At 61.8% G+C, this 18,417-nt stretch carries 17 protein-coding genes and 1 tRNA gene; 14 read left to right on the top strand and 4 right to left on the bottom strand.

The window, feature by feature from the left end; translation table 11 throughout:
* Positions 1-3 precede the first annotated feature (3 nt).
* Together AC0AII_RS07900 and AC0AII_RS07895 are read left to right on the top strand one after the other, a co-directional pair.
* On the top strand, positions 4-960 hold the full coding sequence (locus tag AC0AII_RS07900; protein WP_490446776.1) for an ABC transporter ATP-binding protein: 957 nt from the start codon (positions 4-6) through the stop codon (positions 958-960).
* Positions 957-1,673, top strand: a complete 717-nt coding sequence (locus AC0AII_RS07895; RefSeq protein WP_490446730.1) for an ABC-2 transporter permease — start codon at positions 957-959, stop codon at positions 1,671-1,673. The genes AC0AII_RS07900 and AC0AII_RS07895 overlap by 4 nt, the downstream gene beginning before the upstream one ends.
* Positions 1,674-1,690: 17 nt before the next feature.
* Here AC0AII_RS07895 and thrC read toward each other — a convergent pair whose 3' ends face one another.
* On the bottom strand, positions 1,691-3,172 hold the full coding sequence (gene thrC, locus AC0AII_RS07890; RefSeq protein WP_490446729.1) for a threonine synthase: 1,482 nt from the start codon (positions 3,170-3,172) through the stop codon (positions 1,691-1,693).
* Between the two features lie 202 nt (positions 3,173-3,374).
* Here thrC and glyA point away from each other — a divergent pair, with 202 nt between their 5' ends.
* From glyA to AC0AII_RS07830, 12 genes are all read left to right on the top strand, one after another.
* Positions 3,375-4,682, top strand: coding sequence for a serine hydroxymethyltransferase (gene glyA, locus AC0AII_RS07885; protein WP_045935291.1), 1,308 nt, complete (start codon positions 3,375-3,377; stop codon positions 4,680-4,682).
* A gap of 128 nt (positions 4,683-4,810) precedes the next feature.
* On the top strand, positions 4,811-6,115 hold the full coding sequence (locus tag AC0AII_RS07880; RefSeq protein WP_490446728.1) for a glutamate-5-semialdehyde dehydrogenase: 1,305 nt from the start codon (positions 4,811-4,813) through the stop codon (positions 6,113-6,115).
* The gene (locus AC0AII_RS07875) at positions 6,112-6,669 is read left to right on the top strand and encodes a phosphoribosylglycinamide synthetase (protein WP_463318866.1); all 558 of its coding nucleotides are present in this window, start codon (positions 6,112-6,114) and stop codon (positions 6,667-6,669) included. The genes AC0AII_RS07880 and AC0AII_RS07875 overlap by 4 nt, the downstream gene beginning before the upstream one ends.
* Before the next feature lie 5 nt (positions 6,670-6,674).
* Positions 6,675-7,355, top strand: coding sequence for a nicotinate-nucleotide adenylyltransferase (nadD, locus tag AC0AII_RS07870; RefSeq protein ID WP_198201328.1), 681 nt, complete (start codon positions 6,675-6,677; stop codon positions 7,353-7,355).
* Between the two features lie 103 nt (positions 7,356-7,458).
* On the top strand, positions 7,459-8,475 hold the full coding sequence (locus tag AC0AII_RS07865; protein ID WP_045924211.1) for a ribose-phosphate diphosphokinase: 1,017 nt from the start codon (positions 7,459-7,461) through the stop codon (positions 8,473-8,475).
* Between the two features lie 82 nt (positions 8,476-8,557).
* Positions 8,558-8,628: transfer RNA gene (locus tag AC0AII_RS07860), tRNA-Gln, on the top strand.
* A gap of 67 nt (positions 8,629-8,695) precedes the next feature.
* Positions 8,696-9,493: an HAD-IIA family hydrolase gene (locus AC0AII_RS07855; protein ID WP_101432244.1), complete on the top strand. Its 798-nt coding sequence runs from the start codon at positions 8,696-8,698 to the stop codon at positions 9,491-9,493.
* A gap of 14 nt (positions 9,494-9,507) precedes the next feature.
* Entirely contained in the window at positions 9,508-10,884 is a 1,377-nt protein-coding gene (glmU, locus tag AC0AII_RS07850; RefSeq protein WP_490446775.1) for a bifunctional UDP-N-acetylglucosamine diphosphorylase/glucosamine-1-phosphate N-acetyltransferase GlmU, read from the top strand.
* A gap of 41 nt (positions 10,885-10,925) precedes the next feature.
* Positions 10,926-11,402: a ribosome silencing factor gene (rsfS, locus tag AC0AII_RS07845; RefSeq protein ID WP_490446727.1), complete on the top strand. Its 477-nt coding sequence runs from the start codon at positions 10,926-10,928 to the stop codon at positions 11,400-11,402.
* Positions 11,395-12,135 carry a histidine phosphatase family protein gene (locus AC0AII_RS07840; protein ID WP_490446726.1) on the top strand — a complete coding sequence of 247 codons (741 nt, stop codon included), beginning with the start codon at positions 11,395-11,397 and terminating at the stop codon, positions 12,133-12,135. Before rsfS ends, AC0AII_RS07840 begins: the two co-directional genes overlap by 8 nt.
* Before the next feature lie 74 nt (positions 12,136-12,209).
* Positions 12,210-13,136, top strand: coding sequence for a hypothetical protein (locus AC0AII_RS07835; protein WP_490446725.1), 927 nt, complete (start codon positions 12,210-12,212; stop codon positions 13,134-13,136).
* Positions 13,137-13,264: 128 nt separating this feature from the next.
* The gene (locus AC0AII_RS07830; protein WP_144086041.1) at positions 13,265-14,350 is read left to right on the top strand and encodes a glycerol dehydrogenase; all 1,086 of its coding nucleotides are present in this window, start codon (positions 13,265-13,267) and stop codon (positions 14,348-14,350) included.
* 92 nt (positions 14,351-14,442) lie between these two features.
* Here AC0AII_RS07830 and AC0AII_RS07825 read toward each other — a convergent pair whose 3' ends face one another.
* From AC0AII_RS07825 to AC0AII_RS07815, 3 genes are all read right to left on the bottom strand, one after another.
* Positions 14,443-15,408, bottom strand: coding sequence for a PfkB family carbohydrate kinase (locus AC0AII_RS07825; RefSeq protein WP_490446724.1), 966 nt, complete (start codon positions 15,406-15,408; stop codon positions 14,443-14,445).
* Positions 15,401-16,867: a purine-cytosine permease family protein gene (locus AC0AII_RS07820; protein ID WP_490446723.1), complete on the bottom strand. Its 1,467-nt coding sequence runs from the start codon at positions 16,865-16,867 to the stop codon at positions 15,401-15,403. Before AC0AII_RS07820 ends, AC0AII_RS07825 begins: the two co-directional genes overlap by 8 nt.
* A 153-nt stretch (positions 16,868-17,020) precedes the next feature.
* Positions 17,021-18,016 (bottom strand): ADP-ribosylglycohydrolase family protein, encoded by a 996-nt coding sequence (locus tag AC0AII_RS07815; protein ID WP_015021725.1) that lies wholly within the window; start codon positions 18,014-18,016, stop codon positions 17,021-17,023.
* Positions 18,017-18,417: the final 401 nt, after the last annotated feature.

Genomic DNA, 18,417 nt, shown 5'->3' with positions numbered 1-18,417 from the left:
CCGGTGACAGCTTCCGGTGAAGAGGTCGACTATGCCCTGCGCGTCAGTGACCTGGGGAAAAGCTATGTCAGGGCTGACGGCACGGGTTTCCGCCTGCACCAGGTCACCATGGACCTGCCCATGGGCTACATCATGGGATTGATAGGCCCCAACGGCGCAGGCAAATCCACCCTGATCCGGCTCTTGCTGAATATGACCCGCCGGGACAGCGGAGCAATCAGCATTCTGGGCCGTGATCCCTTGAGCCAGGAGGAGGAGGTCAAAGCAGACCTGGGCGTGGTCTTCGATTCCATTTATTTCCTGGAGGCATGGAAGGTCAAGGCCGTCGAGCCGGTGATGGCACCCATGTATCCCTCTTGGGACAGTGATCGCTACCACGACTATCTGCGTCGGTTCGGTCTGCAGGAAAACCGTAAAATCGGCAAGCTTTCCCGTGGCATGCAGATGAAGCTAATGCTGGCCGTCGCCCTTAGCCACGATGCAAGGCTCTTGATTCTGGATGAGCCCACCAGTGGTCTGGATGTCCTGGCCAGGGACGAGCTCATGGATATTCTGCTGGACTACATCGGCGACGGCCGTCACTCGGTGCTTTTCTCCACTCACATCACCACGGATCTCGAACGGGTGGCTGACTTCGTCACCTATATCAATCGGGGGTCTGTCTTCTACACCGGCCCCAAGGACGAGTTGATGGAGGCTTTCCAGATAGTGAGAGGAGGGCCGGACGATCTGGCTGGAGCGCAAATGCCGCATCTGATGGGCTTGCAGCGCTCCGCCACCGGTTTCGAGGCTCTGGTGCCTGCCGAACACTTGAAGGATTTTCTGGCATCGGCTTCCCCAACCGCCGTAGAGCCTTCAAAGGACCGCTACCTGGTTGAGCGGGCCGACTTTGACAACATCATCAGACTGACCGCAGGCCCACCTGCTGCGGCCGACAAGAATAAGGAGGTGGGGTCATGAAGGCGATAGCCGAGCAGATCAGGCTGGACATGCAACGTTTCTCAGGAGCAGGGAGAACTTGGGTTGGTGTGCTGATTTTCCTGTCTGCGCCCGTCATCGGAATCCTGCTGAACCTGGTCATGGCCCTGACAGGCCATGATGGGGATGATGCACGGACTGCGTTGACGGGAGCAGTGGCCGGCATGGGAATCGGACTGATTGTAGGCCTGGTATCTGGTTTGTTTGTCGATTTCAGCAATGCGGCGATTCGGTTGAACGGTCTGCTGCCCATAACACGTGATCACCAGGTATTTGGACGCTATGCTGCTGTAAGTCTGCTGGTCCTCGTTCAGTCTTGCGGCTATGCAATATTCTATTTCTGCGTTACTGAATCGTTTTTGCAAGGTCAGGACCATTGGCGCGACACCGTCTTGTTTACTCTGGGGTTGTTCATGTCGGAGTCTTTGCTCTTTGCTGTAGCTGCGCCTCTGTTTTATTGGCTGGAACTAGCTAAAGCTGTGATAGCCTTCCTGGCGTTTCTCGGTTTGGTACCAATAATGGCCTTTATCGGCAGTTGGCTGCCCTTTGACTGGGGGGCCATCTGGAATTCACTCATGCGATTCTTGACATCCGACCTGTGGCGGCCGGTGCTCCTCGGGCTGGCGGTGATTCTGGCGGCTGATATGGTTTCGATAGCCATATCTCGCAAGGTCTATGCCAGGAAGGAGATCTGAGTCAATTCGCTCAGGCTTCAGGACTGCATGACCGCGTGGCGGACGTAGTCGGACATATCTCCGGGACCGATGCAGTCTTGGAAGCGCACAGGCGCGTTTTCCAGGGTGCGCAGAGCCTTGGGGGGCCTGGTGTTGGTGGACTCGGCCAGGATGTCCATGCAGTCGAAGTCGCTGTCCGGGGTCTCCAGGCCCAGGGATTGGCAGACCACCCGGGGGAACTTGTAGGGGCTGGCTGTGGACAGCAGCACCCGAGGCACGGCAGGATCCCTGTCGGTCTGTCCGGTCATGACCTGGTAACCGCAGGCCGTATGCGGATCGATCAGGTATCCCCGGTCCTCCCAGCAGTCGCTGATGGCTGAGGCCACCTGGTCCTCGTCGGCCCAGCCGCAGGAGAAGAGCCCGCGGATTCTGGTCATCAGGGCCTCAGGCACCTGGTAGCGTCCCGTGGACTCCAGATCGGCCATAAGCGAGGCAATCAGTTTGGTGTCGCCGCCGGCCATGTAGTAGAGCATCCGTTCCAGGTTGGAGGAGATCAGGATGTCCATGCTGGGGGAGGTAGTGGTGTAGAAGGGGCGGTTGCGGTCATAGACGCCTGTGGTCAGGAAGTCGTTGAGGACCCGGTTGCGGTCCGAGGCCACGGTCAGGCGGGCCACTGGAAGGCCCATCATCTTGGCGTAGTATCCGGCCAGCACATCGCCGAAGTTGCCGGTGGGCACGCAGAATTCGACCGGATCCCCAGGTCTGATCACCCCTCGTTCCATCAGGGACCCGTAAGCCCGGAAGTAGTAGACGACCTGCGGAGCCAGGCGGCCCACGTTGATGGAGTTGGCCGAGGAGAGGACGGTCGAGGCCTTCTCCTCCAGTTCACGAGCCAGATCGGTGTCGGCGAAGATGGACTTGACTGCGGACTGGGCATCGTCGAAATTGCCCCGAACTGCGCAGACCTGCAGGTTGCCGCCCTCCTGGGTGACCATCTGCAGGCGCTGGATCTGACTGACCTTGCCCTGCGGGTAGAAGACGGTGATGCCCGTGCCCGGCGCGTCTGCGAATCCGGCCAGCGCCGCCTTGCCCGTGTCTCCGGAGGTGGCGGTGAGCACCATGATCCGTTCGCCATCCTCCCCGGCCAGGGCCATCAGTCTCGGCAGCAGCTGCAGGGCCACGTCCTTGAAGGCCGAGGTGGGCCCGCGGAAGAGCTCCAGTACGAAGTCGTTGCCGCCCAGGTCCACCAGAGGGGTGATTGCCGGATCAGACCACTGTTCTCCGTAGGCCGCGTCCAGGCAGGAGTCCAGCTCTGGGGAAGTGTAATCACTCAGCAGTCTGGAAAGGACCAGTTTGGCCGTGCCCTTGTAGTCCAGGCCGGCAACCGAGGCAGGGTCGATGGTTTCAGCGTCCAGTTCATCGCTTACGTAGAGTCCGCCGTCAGGAGCCAGACCCCGTCTGATGGCCTGCTTGGACTGCAGCTGCTCCTTGCCGCCTCGGGTGCTGTGGTATGTGCTCATGGTTGCCTGCCCCTCCGCCATGTCGCCGAACTGATCATTACCAGGGCATTCTACCCCGTGCAGGGGTCCGAACCATGGCCATGCTCGGCTTGCGGAGGAAACCGTCCATGGACGCCACGGCCTGCCAGGGGTCGGCATGGCGTACAGTATTGCCCACCAGCCCTGTATCCGAGGCTGGACGTTATAGACAAAGGAGCGACCCATGGTCGAAGAGAACCCGGTACAGCAATCCTACGATGTCCTGAACTCTTCGATCTCGCAGGTGGATCCGGAGATCGCCGCACTGCTGGATGGGGAGTTGGAGCGTCAGCGCGGCGGCCTGGAGATGATCGCCTCTGAGAACTTCGTGCCCAAGGCCGTCCTGCAGGCCCAGGGATCCGTGCTGACCAACAAGTACGCCGAGGGCTATCCCGGCAGACGCTACTACGGCGGATGCGAGTGGGTGGACCAGGTCGAGAACCTGGCCCGGGACCGTGCCAAGGCCCTGTTCGGCGCCGAATATGCCAACGTCCAGCCGCATTCGGGCGCCCAGGCCAACGCCGCCGTCTATCAGGCCCTGATCAAGCCCGGCGACACCGTGCTGGGCCTGGCCCTGGACCACGGTGGCCACCTGACCCACGGCATGAAGATCAACTTCTCCGGACGTTTTTACCATGCCGAATCCTACGGGGTCGATCCGGACACCTTCCGCATCGAGCCCGAGATCATCCGTCAACGGGCCCTGGAAACTCATCCGGCTTTGATCATCGGTGGGTGGAGCGCCTACCCGCGCATTGAGGACTTTGCAGCCATGAAGGAGATCGCCGATGAGGTGGGAGCCAAGTTCTGGGTGGATATGGCCCACTTCGCGGGTATGGTGGCAGCCGGTCTGCATCCCAGTCCGGTGCCCTATGCCGATGTGGTCTCCTCCACGGCCCACAAGACCCTGGGCGGACCCCGCTCCGGGTTCATCCTGGCTCGTCAGGAGTATGCCAAGAAGCTCAACTCCTCGGTCTTCCCCGGCAACCAGGGCGGCCCGCTCATGCATGTGATCGCCGCCAAGGCTGTGGCCTTCAAGCTGGCCGGCACGCCTGAATTCAAGGAGCGGATGGAGCGCACCCTGGAGGGCGCCAAGATTCTTGCTGAGCGTCTAATGGCCAAGGATGTGGCTGACAACGGCATCACCGTGCTCACAGGTGGCACAGATGTCCACCTGGTCATGGTGGATCTGCGCAACAGCGAGATGGACGGCCGTCAGGGGGAGGACCTGCTGGCCAGGATCGGCATCACCGTCAACCGCAATACGGTGCCCTTCGATCCGCGCCCGGCATCTGTGGCCTCTGGTCTGCGCATCGGAACCTCCGCCCTGGCCACACGCGGCTTCGGCCCGGCCCAGTACGAGGAGGTGGCCGACGTGATCGGCACTGCACTGGCCCAGGGTCCCCAGGCGGATCTGGACGCCCTCAAGGCCCGGGTGGATCGGCTGGTCGAGGCCTTCCCGCTCTATCCTGAGCTGGATCAGACCCACTGATCGGCCCTTGAAGGAGGGAGGCGCAGCAATGCCCTCCCTCCTCCTGTCATCATTGCCCTCGCTGAGGGTTACAATCGGTACAGAATATGGGTCTGGCGGACCCGCGAGGGCGAAAGGATCTGACGAACATGAGTGAAAACGAGAACTCCGATCGTCAGGATGTGTTCGATCGGGTTTGCGCCATGGCCGATGCGGCGGCAGCTGCACAGGCAGGTCTGGCAGGCCTGACCGGCCAGGCCAGGAACGCTCTGCTGCTGGCCTTGGCTGATGCGCTGATCGATCAGGCCGATCAGATTGCCGCAGTCAATGAGCAGGATTGCACCCAGGCTTTTGAAGAAGGAATGAGCGCCGGTCTGATCGACCGTCTGCGCCTGGACAAGGTTCGTATCGCGGACGCCGCCCGGGGCGTGCGCATGGTGGCGGGGCTGACTGATCCTCTAGGTGAGGTGGTTCGCGGCCATGACATGCCCAACGGCATGCGGCTCAATCAGGTGCGTGTCCCCCTGGGCGTGGTGGCCATGATCTACGAGGCCCGGCCCAATGTGACCATCGATGTGGTGGCCCTCTGCCTCAAGTCCGGCAATGCGGCCCTCCTGCGAGGGGGTCACGCGGCCCAGCGCACCAACCGCGCCCTGGTGGAACTGATAGGCGGGGTGCTTCGTGAGCAGGGGTTGGATCCGGCTCTGGTGGCTTCCGTGGACCGATACGGTCGCGATGGGGCCCAGGCCCTGATGAAGGCACGCGGTCATATCGATTTGCTGGTGCCTAGGGGTGGACGGGGTCTGATCCGCAGCGTAATCGAGCAGGCCACCGTGCCCACCATCGAGACCGGGGCTGGCAATGTCCATATCTACGTGGACCGCTCGGTGGACATGGATCAGGCCATTCCCCTCATCATCAACGCCAAGACCCAGCGGGTGGGCGTCTGCAACGCCGCCGAAAAACTGATCGTCCACCGGGATGTGGCCGCTGAATTCCTGCCCCGTGTGGCCCAAGCGCTGACGCAGGCCCATGTCGAGCTGCGCCTGGACGCGGTCTCCATGGACATCCTGGCCGGGCAGGGTCTGCCTGAAGAACTGCTGGTCAGCGCAGAGGAAGCCGACTGGGACCGCGAGTATCTGGATCTGAAGATGGGGGTGCGCGTGGTGGACTCCCTGGATCAGGCCATCGAGCACATCAACCGTCACTCCACCGGTCATACCGAGGCCATCCTGGCCCGGGACTACGAGGCCGTGGAGGAGTTCTCCCGTCGGGTGGATTCGGCAGTGATCATGGTCAACGCCTCAACGCGATTCACCGATGGCGGCATGTTCGGCATGGGCGCCGAGCTGGGCATCTCCACCCAGAAGCTGCACGCCCGAGGACCCATGGGCCTGCAGGAGCTGACCACCACCAAGTGGATCGGTTACGGCAGGGGGCAGGTGCGGCCGTGAACGAGAAGATCGAAGAGCTCTTCCAGCGCGAGCACGACAATCCGCGCATCTGGCTGAGGGTGGCTTCAGAGCGGTTGAGCCTGCTGCGGTACGTCTTTCTGGTCCAAATCGAGGACGGCATCCCGGATGCAGACCAGCGCTCCTGCCTGGAGTACGCCGACGCTGTCCTGATTGGCTGGCCTGACGAACATGCCGATGATGTGTACGACCTGGACCAGGACCAGCTCAATCAGGTCAGGCACGACATCACCGTCATGGAGGAGCGGGTGCCGGTCTTCCGCAAACAGGAGCAGGAGGGGCGCATCGCCGACCTGTCCGATTCATTGGTAGCCATCACCGGATGCGTGGCCCAGGTTCGTCGGGCCTACCAGCCGGGCTTCCCACTGCCCACCTACTCTGAGATTCGCCGCGTGGTCCAGGAGGAGTGGAATGCCGACATGGAGCGGATCGATCCCGACCGGGTCAACCCCAGCGCAGAGCAGATGCGTCAGGAGGCCAAGTCGGAGAACGAGGAGAACGCCTCGGAAGCCAGACGGGAGGGCGAGCAGGCGTGAACCGGATGATGTCTGAGCTGTCCAAGGAGGGGGAATCCGGGCAGGAGCCATCAGATATTGACGGGGCCTGTAGGCCTGCCCACCATAACCGCCGACCCCGGGTGGGGATCATGGGCGGCACCTTCGACCCTATTCACAATGGCCACTTGGTGGCAGCCTCGGAGGTGGCCTGGGTCTACGACCTGGATGAGGTCATTTTTGTGCCCACCGGCCGCCCGGCCTTCAAGCTGAACAAGACGGTGACCAATGCCGAGGACCGCTATCTGATGACCGTGATCGCCACGGCCTCCAACCCCAAGTTCACGGTCTCCCGGGTGGATATTGAGCGGCCTGGCATCACCTATACCGTGGACACCCTGCGCGACATCAAGCGGATGCGCCCCGACAGCGACCTCTTCTTCATCACCGGGGCGGACGCCGTGGCCGAGATCATGCGCTGGAAGGATGCCAACCGGATGTGGGATCTGGCCAAGTTCGTGGCCGTCTCCCGGCCCGGCTACTCCTCCAGCCTGGACGACCTTCAGGTGCCTGCTCAGCGGGTGGATACCCTGGAGATTCCGGCCCTGTCCATCTCGTCCACAGATGTGCGCCGTCGTTCGGCCAGGGGCATGCCGGTCTGGTACCTGGTTCCGGACGGGGTGGTGCAGTACATCAACAAGCACGGGCTCTACCGCTCGGCTTCCTGAGCTTCGCATGCTGTCGGACTCGCCAACACGGACAGCCCGGCCGTGTCAGCGCGCGCCATTATTATGGAGGCTGTCCGCTTCAGCGAAAACAACGTTTGGAGATATGGTGAGCGCGATACTCAAAGGCAGACCAGGAAAAAATCTCATACTTGTCACAGGCCGGGCCCATCCCAGACTCGCGGCGGACGTGGCCGATCAACTCGGCATCGACGTCCTGGAGACGACGGCATACGACTTTGCCAACGGCGAGATGTATGTGCGTTATACGGAGTCGGTGCGCGGTGCGGATGTCTTCGTCCTGCAGACCCACTCAGACCCGGTCAACAAGTCCATCATGGAACAGCTGATCATGATCGACGCCCTCAAGAGGGCCTCGGCGCGATCCATCACCGCGGTCTGCCCGCTCCTGGGCTACTCCCGTCAGGACAAGAAGCATCTGGGCCGCGAGCCCATCTCCTGCCGGCTCATGTTCGACCTGCTCAAGACGGCTGGCGCGGACCGGATCATGTCGGTTGACCTGCACGCCGCCCAGTCCCAGGGCTTCTTCGATGGGCCTGTGGACCATCTGATCGCCATGCCTGTGTTGGTGGACTATGTGCGCGACCGGATGGATCTGTCCAAGGTGGCCGTGGTCTCGCCGGATGCCGGCCGCATCCGGGTGGCTGAGCAGTGGGCCCAGCGCCTGGGAGGCGTTCCCCTGGCCTTCATCCACAAGACCCGTGACATCACCCAGCCCAACAAGGCTGTGGCCCATCGGGTGGTGGGCGACGTGCGTGGCCTGGACTGTGTGCTGGTGGACGACCTGATCGACACCGGCGGCACCATCACCGAGGCCTGCAACGTCCTGGAGGAGGCCGGCGCCAACTCCATCACCATCGTGGCCACTCATGGCGTCATGTCCGGGCCTGCCGTGGAACGGCTCAAGTCCTGCCAGGCCAAGGAGGTCATTGTCACCGACACGGTCCCCATTCCCCAGGAGAAGCGTTGGGATGGATTGACTGTGCTGTCCATCGCGCCCCTGCTGGCCTCGGCCATCAAGGCGGTCTTTGAGGATGGCTCGGTGGCCCGGCTCTTCGACACGTATCCGGCTCATCACGGCCAGGGCTTCCTCTTTGCCTAAAGCCCTGCCTGCCCGGCATGGCGTGGCGTAATCGTCCGGCTGTGGCATAATAAACTTGGCGGGGCCTCAAGGGTTCCGCCCTTCCCCCATGGTGTAAAGGCAGCACACGGGTCTTTGGAACCCTTAGTCTTGGTTCGAATCCAGGTGGGGGAGCTTACGCTCGCCGATTCCGGTCGGAGACGGCCTCCTTGGGGTCGGTGACCAACCGAAAGGAACTGTCTTGGCAGTCAAGAAGATCGAAACCTGGCTCACCGACATGGACGGCGTGCTGGTGCATGAGAACACGGCCCTGCCCGGCGCTGCCGAATTCATCGACACCCTCAAGCGCAACAACCGCCAGTATCTGGTGCTGACCAACAATCCCATCTACACCCCTCGTGACCTTTCGGCCCGCCTTGGTCGTTCGGGCATCGACGTGCCTGAGGACCGGATCTGGACCTCTGCGCTGGCCACCGCGGACTTCGTGTCCCGGACCATGCCGCGGGGATCAGCCTATGTGATCGGCGAGGCCGGGCTGACCACGGCCCTGCACGAGGCCGGCTTCATTCTTTCCGACATCAAACCGGACTATGTGATCCTGGGCGAGACCCGGACCTACTCCTTTGAGTCCATCACCACAGCCATCCGCCTGATCCTGGGCGGCGCCCGCTTCATCTGCACCAACCCGGACGCCACCGGGCCCAGTGAGAACGGCGTCCTGCCGGCAGCCGGCGCGGTGGCGGCCCTGGTGACCAAGGCCACTAACCGGGAGCCCTACTTCGTGGGCAAGCCCAACCCCATTATGTTCCGCACGGCCCTGAACAGGGTTGGCGGCCACTCCGAGACCACGGCCATGATCGGCGACCGGATGGACACCGACGTTGTGGCCGGAGTCGAGGCTGGCCTGAACACCTTCCTGGTGCTGACCGGCATCACCACTCGACCCGAGGTGGAAACTTTCCCTTACCGCCCTGACCAGGTGGTGGATTCCATTCAGGATCTGATCGGCATCGCCGAGAGCGGGGTGGTGGAGTTTTGACCGGCGGGCAGACGCTGACCGCTGGCATCATCCTGGCAGCAGGCGAGGGCACTCGCATGCACTCGGCCCACCCCAAGGTTCTACACACTCTGGCTGGCAAGACCTTCCTGCAGAGAGTCATGACTTCGGTGACCGCCCTGAATCCCGAGCTGACGGCCGTGGTGGTTCATCATCAGGCCGACCTGGTGGCGCAGGCCGCACGATCCTACGATCCCCAGGTGCGCATCGTCCGTCAGGACAGCAGACCGGGTACAGGGCGCGCGGTTCAGTGCGCCGTGGATCAGCTGGATGGGGAGCTTCGGCACGACGGTCAGGTGCTGATCGTGGCCTCGGACATGCCCCTGCTGGACGCGGACACGCTGCAAAGTCTGCTTGACTATCATGTCAATTCCGGCGACGGGGCCACCGTGCTGACGGTCAATCTGGACGACCCTACCGGATACGGCCGCATCATTCGTGACCAGGATGGACGGGTTCTGCGCATCGTCGAACAGCGGGACGCCACCGGCACCGAACTGGCCGTCAAGGAGGTCAACACTTCCGTTTACGTCTTCGAGGCGGATCTGCTGCGCCAGGCGGTCCGCGGTCTGGACGACAGCAACGCCCAGGGGGAGTTCTATCTGACCGATGCCCTGGAGACAGCCCGCCGCTTGGGCCGGGTCGGAGCCTTCGCTGCTCCTGATCCGCTCAAGGTCGAAGGCGTCAACGACAGGGTCCAGTTGGCTGAACTGGCCAAGGCCCATAACCTGCGGGTCTGCCAGGAGTTCATGCGCCAGGGGGTGACCATCCTGGACCCGTCCACCACCTGGATCGAAGATGACGTAGTCATCCAGCAGGATGCCGTCATTCTGCCCGGATGCTTCCTGCAGGGTCATACCGAGATCGCCTCGGACGCGGTCATCGGCCCCTATACCGCCCTGATTGACGCCATTGTCGAGCCGCAGGCCAAGGTGGAGCGATCCCGCGTGCAGGAGACCCGGATTGGAGCCCGCGCCAATATCGGCCCATGGACCTATCTGAGGGCTGGCAACGTCCTTGCCGAGGACACCAAGGCCGGGGCCTTCGTGGAGATGAAGAAGGCCACCATCGACCACGGGACCAAGGTGCCCCACCTTTCCTACGTGGGTGATGCTCACATAGGCCACGACAGCAACGTGGGCGGCGGGTCCATCACCGCCAATTACGACGGCGTGCACAAGAACCGCACCGAGATCGGGTCGGAGGTGCATGTGGGCGCAGGGAACCTCTTCGTAGCTCCCGTCCAGGTGGGCGACGGAGTCACCACCGGGGCCGGATCGGTCATCCGCCATCCGGTCGAGGACGGAGCCATGGTCTACTCCACCAATGACCAGCATCAGGTTCCGGACTGGAAGCCCGCCTGGGAGCGGTAACCATGACAGCATCTGCTTCATAACAAGGAAAGGCGTGACAAGTGCCAGCATTGCAGGAATCCATCGACGCAGTCCGGGTGGCCGCTCGGGCAGCCAACGATATCAAGGCCATGGACATCGTGGCCTTCGACGTCTCCCAGCCCATCGCCATCACCGACATCTTCATGGTGGCCACCGGCAGCAACGAACGTCAGGTCCTGGCCATCGCCGAGGAGGTGGAGAAGCAGCTCCACCTGCAAAAGAATCTGGATCCCCGTTCGCGGGAGGGCGTCCAGGAGGCCCAGTGGGTTCTGCTGGACTACGGTGACTTCGTCATCCACATCATGCACAAGCAGGCCCGGGCCTACTATGACCTGGAACGGCTCTGGAAGGACTGCCCCCAGGTGGATCTGCAGCTGGAGCACCCCTTCACCCTTGCCGATGATGACCAGGACGGCCAGTTGGCCTCCAAGGCTGATGATTTGAATGGGGATGATCTGCGCAGCCGTTTCGCTGATCCTCAGGACAACCATGACTGACCCGGTCGCCGCCGTCGATGATGGACGGCATGTGCGTTCCATGACCGTGGTCCGTCATGGGCAGACCTCATATAATGCGAATCACCGGATGCAGGGCCAGATCGACATCCCCCTCAACAGCGTTGGCCGCTGGCAGGTGGAGAGGACAGCCGAGGAGCTCCGGGCCGAGTACGTGGATGGGGCACCTCAGGACCGCCGCCTGCTGGTGGTCTCCTCTGATCTGGGCAGGGCAGCCGCCACTGCCCATGCCTTCGCCGACCCCTTGGGCCAGACGGTCCATCTTGATCCCGGGCTGCGCGAACGCAACTTCGGCGAGTGGGAGGGAGCCAGCGCCGAAGAGGTTCGTCAACGCTGGCCGGAGGACTATGAATCCTGGTCCCGGGGCGCCGGGGGAGAGCTGCTTCACGGTGCTGAGACCAAGGCCCAGGTAGGCAAACGTGGCTTGGAGACTCTGAACCGTTGGATTCATCGGGCTGGTCCAGACACGGATCTCATGGTCTTCTCTCATGGGTCCTTCATAGCCCAGGCCCTCCAGGCTCTGCTGGGCATGGCCAGTGAATATCCCGAATACCTGGGTCTGGTCACCATGCGCAATGCCCACTGGGCGCGATTGATGCCACGAGACCTGCCCGACGGCGGTTTGCGATGGTCCATGATCGACTACAATCGTGGTCCTGCCATCGCCATGCGGGGGGACTGGGACAATCCCCGAGGGCTGGTCCAGACTGACTGACCATCACAGGATCGCCATGACCACCAGCTACCATAAGAGCGCAGCAACCAGCCGTTGGATCAAAAGGGGTCGGAGTGAAGCAGTTCTTTCATGACATTTCCTGGGCGCAGATCGTCGCCGGCGCTCTTGCAGCCATGACCTCCTTCTGGCTGGCCGCCAAGATCGGCGTGGCGGGATCCATCATCGGCGTAGCCATCGGTTCCATCGTCTCTGCTGTGGCCTCGCAGATTTACAAGAATGTTTTGGAAGCCTCTGGCCAAAAGCTGCAGGAGTCCGTGGTTGGCGGTGCCGACCAGGCCGATGGCGATTCCAAGACGGATACGGATGGCGATTCAGCCGCGGATGGACAGACCACGGTCATGCCGGCACAGGGGACAGGCACTTCGGACAGTTCCAGCGGTGCTGCAGACGGGTCCACCCAGGTGATGGAGCCGGTTGATGGGTCCACTCAGGTTATGCCTCCTGTCGGTGATGAAAAATCGGCAGCCAAGACCGGAAGGACCGTTTCGTCCAGCAACGGCCCCCGGGCCCATGCGGCTCCCGTTGGGGCAAACAGCAAGAAGAAGCTGGATCAGCGACGCCGTAACGTCATCATTGTCTCTGTTGTCAGCGCTCTGGTGGCCGTGCTGCTGTCTGCTCTGGCCATCAACGCCCTGACCAAAGGCGAGGGCACCGACAAGGTGGTTCGTAACGTGGTCAGCCCCCCGACCAGCCAGGTAACCCCCAGCCAGGAGGAGGAGACCCCTTCCAAGCCTGCGCGGCGCACTGAGGAGCCTGAATATCAGTCGACCCCGAGTGCTCCGCAGAATCAACCATCAGGAACGAATCAGAATCAGGGCAACGAACAAGGATCCGGTCAGGGTCAGCAGCAGGGTGGAAACTCTACGAGCTCGCCTTCGCCCTCTGCCGACGCGACCGGCTCCACGCCCAGCCCCTCAAATACGGCTTCTACACCCCAGTCGTCGCCGACAAGCACGACCAATTCCGCGCCTCGTAACTAACCTGTTGCTCGGCGCGGCATACCCATCCCACCATGTAATGTGACTAGGGTCACTTTCAGACGGGTCAAGAGGCTCGTCACTAAGGACCTGGTCCCGAAGACGGGATCAGCGATGAGAAAGGTGTATGTATGCGCAAGGTTCTGTGCTCTCCCGGCTCCTATGTTCAGCAGGAGGGCGCCATGGGAAAGCTGGCCGGAGAATACGCGGCTCTGGGCACCAAGGGCGCCCATCTGATCGTCGACCCGGTCATCGACGGGCTCTACCACGACGACATTGTCGCCTCCTTTGAGCACGATGGGATCCCCTACGAACTGATGAAATTCGGCGGCGAGTGCTCCATGGAGGAGATCGACCGCCATCGTGCCCATTTGGGCGACAGCGACGCGGTGATCGGCATCGGCGGCGGCAAGACCTTGGATACCGCCAAGGCTGTGGCCCACTTCGCCCACCTGCCGGTCATGATTGTGCCCACGGCAGCCTCCTCGGATGCGCCCTGCTCAAGGCTGTCCGTGCTCTACACGCCCGAAGGCGTCTTTGACCGTTACCTGCCCCTGCCTGCCAACCCCAATGTGGTCCTGATGGATACCGACGTGATCGCCAAGGCTCCGGTGCGCTTCCTGGTATCAGGACTGGGCGATGCCTTCGCCACCTACTATGAGGCGGCCGCCTGCGTGCAATCGAACGCGGTGACCATGACCGGAGGCCACGCCACCATGGCCGCCTTCGCCCTGGCCCGTCTCTGCCGTGACACGCTGCTGGAGGATGGGGTCAAGGCCGTGGCCGCTGCCAAGGCCGGTGTCCGCACAGCCGCCTTGGAGAAGATCATCGAGGCCAATACGCTGCTGAGCGGTCTGGGCTTCGAGAGCTCCGGACTGGCTGCAGCCCACGCCATCCATGACGGGATGACCGCCCTGGAGGGCACCCACTCCATGCTGCACGGCGAAAAGGTGGCCTTCGGCACCCTGGCCCAGCTGGTCCTTGAGGATCGGCCCCTGGAGGAGACCCGCGGGGTCTACGACTTCTTCCGCAGCGTGGGTCTGCCCACCTCCCTGGAGCAGATCGGCATCGGCCAGGCCAGCGAGGAGGATCTGCTCAAGGTCGGCGAGCACGCCTGCGGTCCTGACGAGACCATGGGCAACATGCCCTTCGAGGTGACCCCTACCGATGTCGCTCACGCCCTGCGCGCAGCCGATCAGCTGGGCAAGCAGCTCTGATACGTCATTCTCTGGTCCCTCGTTGAGAGGCCAAGCGGCCGTCAGCATGAAGTCGGCGGCCGCCTTTGTTTCCTCCGGTTTTGCTCCGGTCATCATTGCAGGGAGCTGGCGGCCTTTCGTATGGCTTCTTCACTTGGGCATGTGGCTGGACCCCGCTGGGTAGTGGAAAGTGCTCCTGCACAGTTGGCCAGCACCAGGGCCTCCTCAATGGGCAGACCTTGGAAGATGCCCGCGCAGAGGACACCCGAGTGTGCATCGCCTGCACCATTGGTGTCTATGGCATGGACCTGCGGGGTGGGAATGTACTGGCTCTGCATTGCATCCTTGGGCTGGCAGTACCAGGCACCGCGGGCGCCGGCTCTGAGAACCACCGGACTGTCCAGTCTCAACGAAAGCGAGCGGCAGAGGGATTCCAACTCAGTAACGTCGCCAGTTTCGGGTTGGCACCCTAGACGTTTCGCCAGGATTGGTCCCTCGCGTTCGTTGAGGGACCAGATAGGATGCAGACCGTTGACCGCATCAAGAACATCCGGTGCAATATCTGCCACCATGGGTCCCAGGTCGAAGAGCACCGGAAATCCTTCGCCCTGGTGTTTCTCAGCAAAACCGAGCAGGCTTCGGGTGTTGTCCTTGTGGCAGAAGGAATACCCACTCAGGTAGATGACATCACCGGGAACCAGATTCATGCTTTCGTAGGTGCCCTCCGGTACCCGGGTCTCTGCGCCACTCGCCGATACAAAGGTGCGTTCACCCGAGGGTTCGATCATGGCTACCGAGTATCCGGTGTCACAGTTATCCAGCACAGGCCCTTGTGCGGGAACCTGCAGGGCAGCAAGGGCTCCACGGGCCATGTCCGCCATCGGACCTGTGCCGATCGCCCCCATGTAGGCTATGGGTGCCCCCATCCGCCTGGCTGCCTGGATCACGTTGTATCCGCCGCCGACCTTTATGGCGGTTCGCCTGGCGAAAATGTCCCCTCCGCGTTCCGGGAGGTGGTCGATGTTCATGCTCAGGTCAATCACCACCTGACCGAGATGAAGGATGCTGGGTTCAGTCATTACTGCTGCCCCTCACCGCCACGGAGTCCTTGGAGAGGAGGTGCAAAATGGCATAGAGGATTCCTCCCAGTAGGAGGGATACCAGCCATGCCAGGCCGTTCCTGCCCAAGAAGCTGCCGGCCAGCGGTCCTGAGAACCAGACCTCGTTCTTGGAGACCTGGGCCGTCACGAACAGGAAGCCGACGACTATCCCCACCAGCCAGCTGACGATGGCCGGGAGGTTGATGCCGTGCCAGTACCAGTATGGGGAATCGGCTTGAAGATTCAGAAGGCCGTCCGAATCATAGCGCTTGCGGAAGATCATATCTGACAGGAAGATGCCTGCCCAGGTGCTCAGCGGCACTGCCAAGAGGGAGATGAAGGTGACGAAGGGGCCGTAGAATCCGTCGGAGCCCAGCGTGAAGTACAGGGCTCCGCAGGTGGTCACCACCACATCGACGACGACCGCATAGACGCGGGGAATTCTGATGCCCAGGGTGATGGTGGTCAGGCCGGCCGAATATACGGACAGGTTGTTTGACATGAGCAACCCAGCGAAGGCGGCAATCAGATAGGGGATCGAAACCCAGGCGGGCAGGGCGCTTCGAACCGCGGCGACCGGATCAGCGGCGGAGGCAATGGTGGAGTTGCCTGCTGTCAGGACCGATCCCAGGCCGATAACCACGACCAGGGGGATGCCGGCGCCGGCTGCTGCAGTCAGGATCAGAGAGCCGGATTTTACCGAGGTCTTTTGGTAGCGGGCCATGTCTGCGCCGGAATTGACCCAGCCGATGCCCGTCCCTGCGGCTATGGTGCCGACTCCGATAAAAAAGGCGCTGGCTGACCCGGGGGCATTGCCGATGAAGGAGGACCAGTCGACGGTCGTGGCCAGATAGATGGCTACCAAGAGGGTAAGGGCTCCGAATATCCAGGTGGCCCACTTCTGCACAGTGAGGATGAAGGCGTGGCCTGCGGCCGAGACCACCACGGTCAAGGCTACGAAGACGGCAATACAGACGAAGGTCAGGAAGGGGGAGCGCTTGGCATCAGCTGAGGTGCCGAAGATGATGGCAATCAGGGAGAGCAGGGCAAAAGCGCCAGTCATCGTGTTCACCGTCTCCCAGCCCAGCCTGGATAGCAGAGCCACCAGTGTGGGGCCCGCATTGCCTCTGACGCCGAAAATGGCTCGGGACAGGGTCAGCGTGGGGGCGCCGCCTCTTTTGCCGGCTATGGAAATGATGCCGACCAGTGCGAAGGATCCGAAGGCTCCGATGGTCGTGGCGAGCACGGCCTGCCAGAGATTGAGGCCCTGGGCAATCAGGGTAGCTCCCAGAGGGATTCCCAGGATCGAGATGTTGGCGGCGAACCAGACCCAGAAGAGCTGACCGGGCGACCCGTTCCTCTGATCCTCGGGCACGGGTTCGATGCCCCTTTGCTCAACTCTGGAGAGGATGGTGCCCTCTTTTGGTGCAGTTGACATGGATTGTCTCCTTTGACTCACGATGTACTGGATGCAGCGATGGATTGTCTGGTCAGGCCTGTGGTGTGGTCTGGGTGGACTCCATGATCTCGGGGTTGACTGGATTTTACATTCTTGTATTCCTGAAGGATTCTGTCGTATCCGTTTTGCGCTTTACCTTAGGGTAATCAGGCCACGGGCAGTTTTCTGCAGGTCGAGGTGAGATACTGAAGCCACCTGGGAGCAGAGTGCAGGGTCGAACACCTCGGGGCCGGTGCATGCGCCGGTCATTGCGCCGGTCATGGCAGCGATGGTGTCCGTATCGCCGCCCAGGTTGACCGCGACGAATAGAGCCGATTGGGGATCGTCGGCGAATCTCCAGGCCAGGGCAAAAGCGGCTGCCACAGACTCATTGGCCTCCACCGAAGTGCCGCAGTCTTCGATGAGGTGGCGTTCGAAGTCGTCCTCATCGCTGAATTCTTCGGACACTTGTATTGCCTGGCGGGCCCGAGCGGGAACCGATGCCTTGGGTGTCCAGGCTCCGGCGGTTTCCATGGCGGGTACCAGGCGCAAGGACTCATTCAGTGCCTGGCGAACGGTCATTCCTTCAAGTCCCAGACTGACTGTCGTAGCGATCAGCGCTGCGCTTTGAAAGCCTGTGACCGTGTCGTGGGTGACCTGGCAGGACTCGTAGATGCGATTGGCCAGCCGTCTAGTGTCTTCGGGCCTGTTGGCTATCCCTACCGGGGCGACTCGCATGGCCGCCCCATTGGTGGTGCCGGTCCTTCCTGTGGTCATGATGTCCGCGCCATGGCGAACCTGTTCCAGGGCCAGCTTGGTGGATGGCCCGAGCAGGTCGAGTGATCCGCGTGACTTCATGCCGTCCTCCCAGGCCAGAAGGCGCTTAGCGAACTCTTTGGGATCGATGTGTCCTCTGCCCTCGATGATCAGCTCTGCGACAATCAGTGCCTGCTCGGTGTCATCGGTCACAGATCCCGCAGGCATACCTGGAGCGATCGGCTGATCCGCAATAGCATCACGAAGGGTGTCAACCCTGCCGTAGGCCTCATGGATGGCTGCTGGACTCATGCTCTGCGTGGGCATGCCCAGCGCATCTCCCAAGGACAGCCCAGTAAGTGCGCCCAGTGCGCCCTTTTCAGTTCTGGTCATTGTTGTGCAAGCCTCCAGAGTCGTTGCGATGAGCCCATGAATCTGTTTGCAGATAGACTGCGACATTTTTAATCAGAATAATTGTAAGGCCCTTGGAGGTTTGTCGGCACAAAGGTTGTGGCAAGCATGATTCACAATGAAGAATGGGAGTCTGAGCGAGCTCTATCCTGTTAGGTGGGAGATAAAAACAATGCTGGTTAGTCGAGGTTAAAGATTTGATCGAGGTGTGGGTTCTATAGATTGCCGACAGTGATTGGCGAAGATTATCCCTTGATGCCGTAACGGAGTTTGTCGGGGTGTCCTAATCTTGGCTTCGGCATGGGTGGGCTATAGGAACTAAACGCGTTGTTTATGTTGGGGGTTTGGCCTTGTGGCTGTAAGCGTGTTGGGTGGTTGTTAAT

The organism is Bifidobacterium sp. VU/mBH4 (B4) (genome assembly GCF_058199535.1).
Note: the sequence above shows the minus strand (reverse complement) of the source record. Positions and strands in the feature narration are given on the sequence as shown.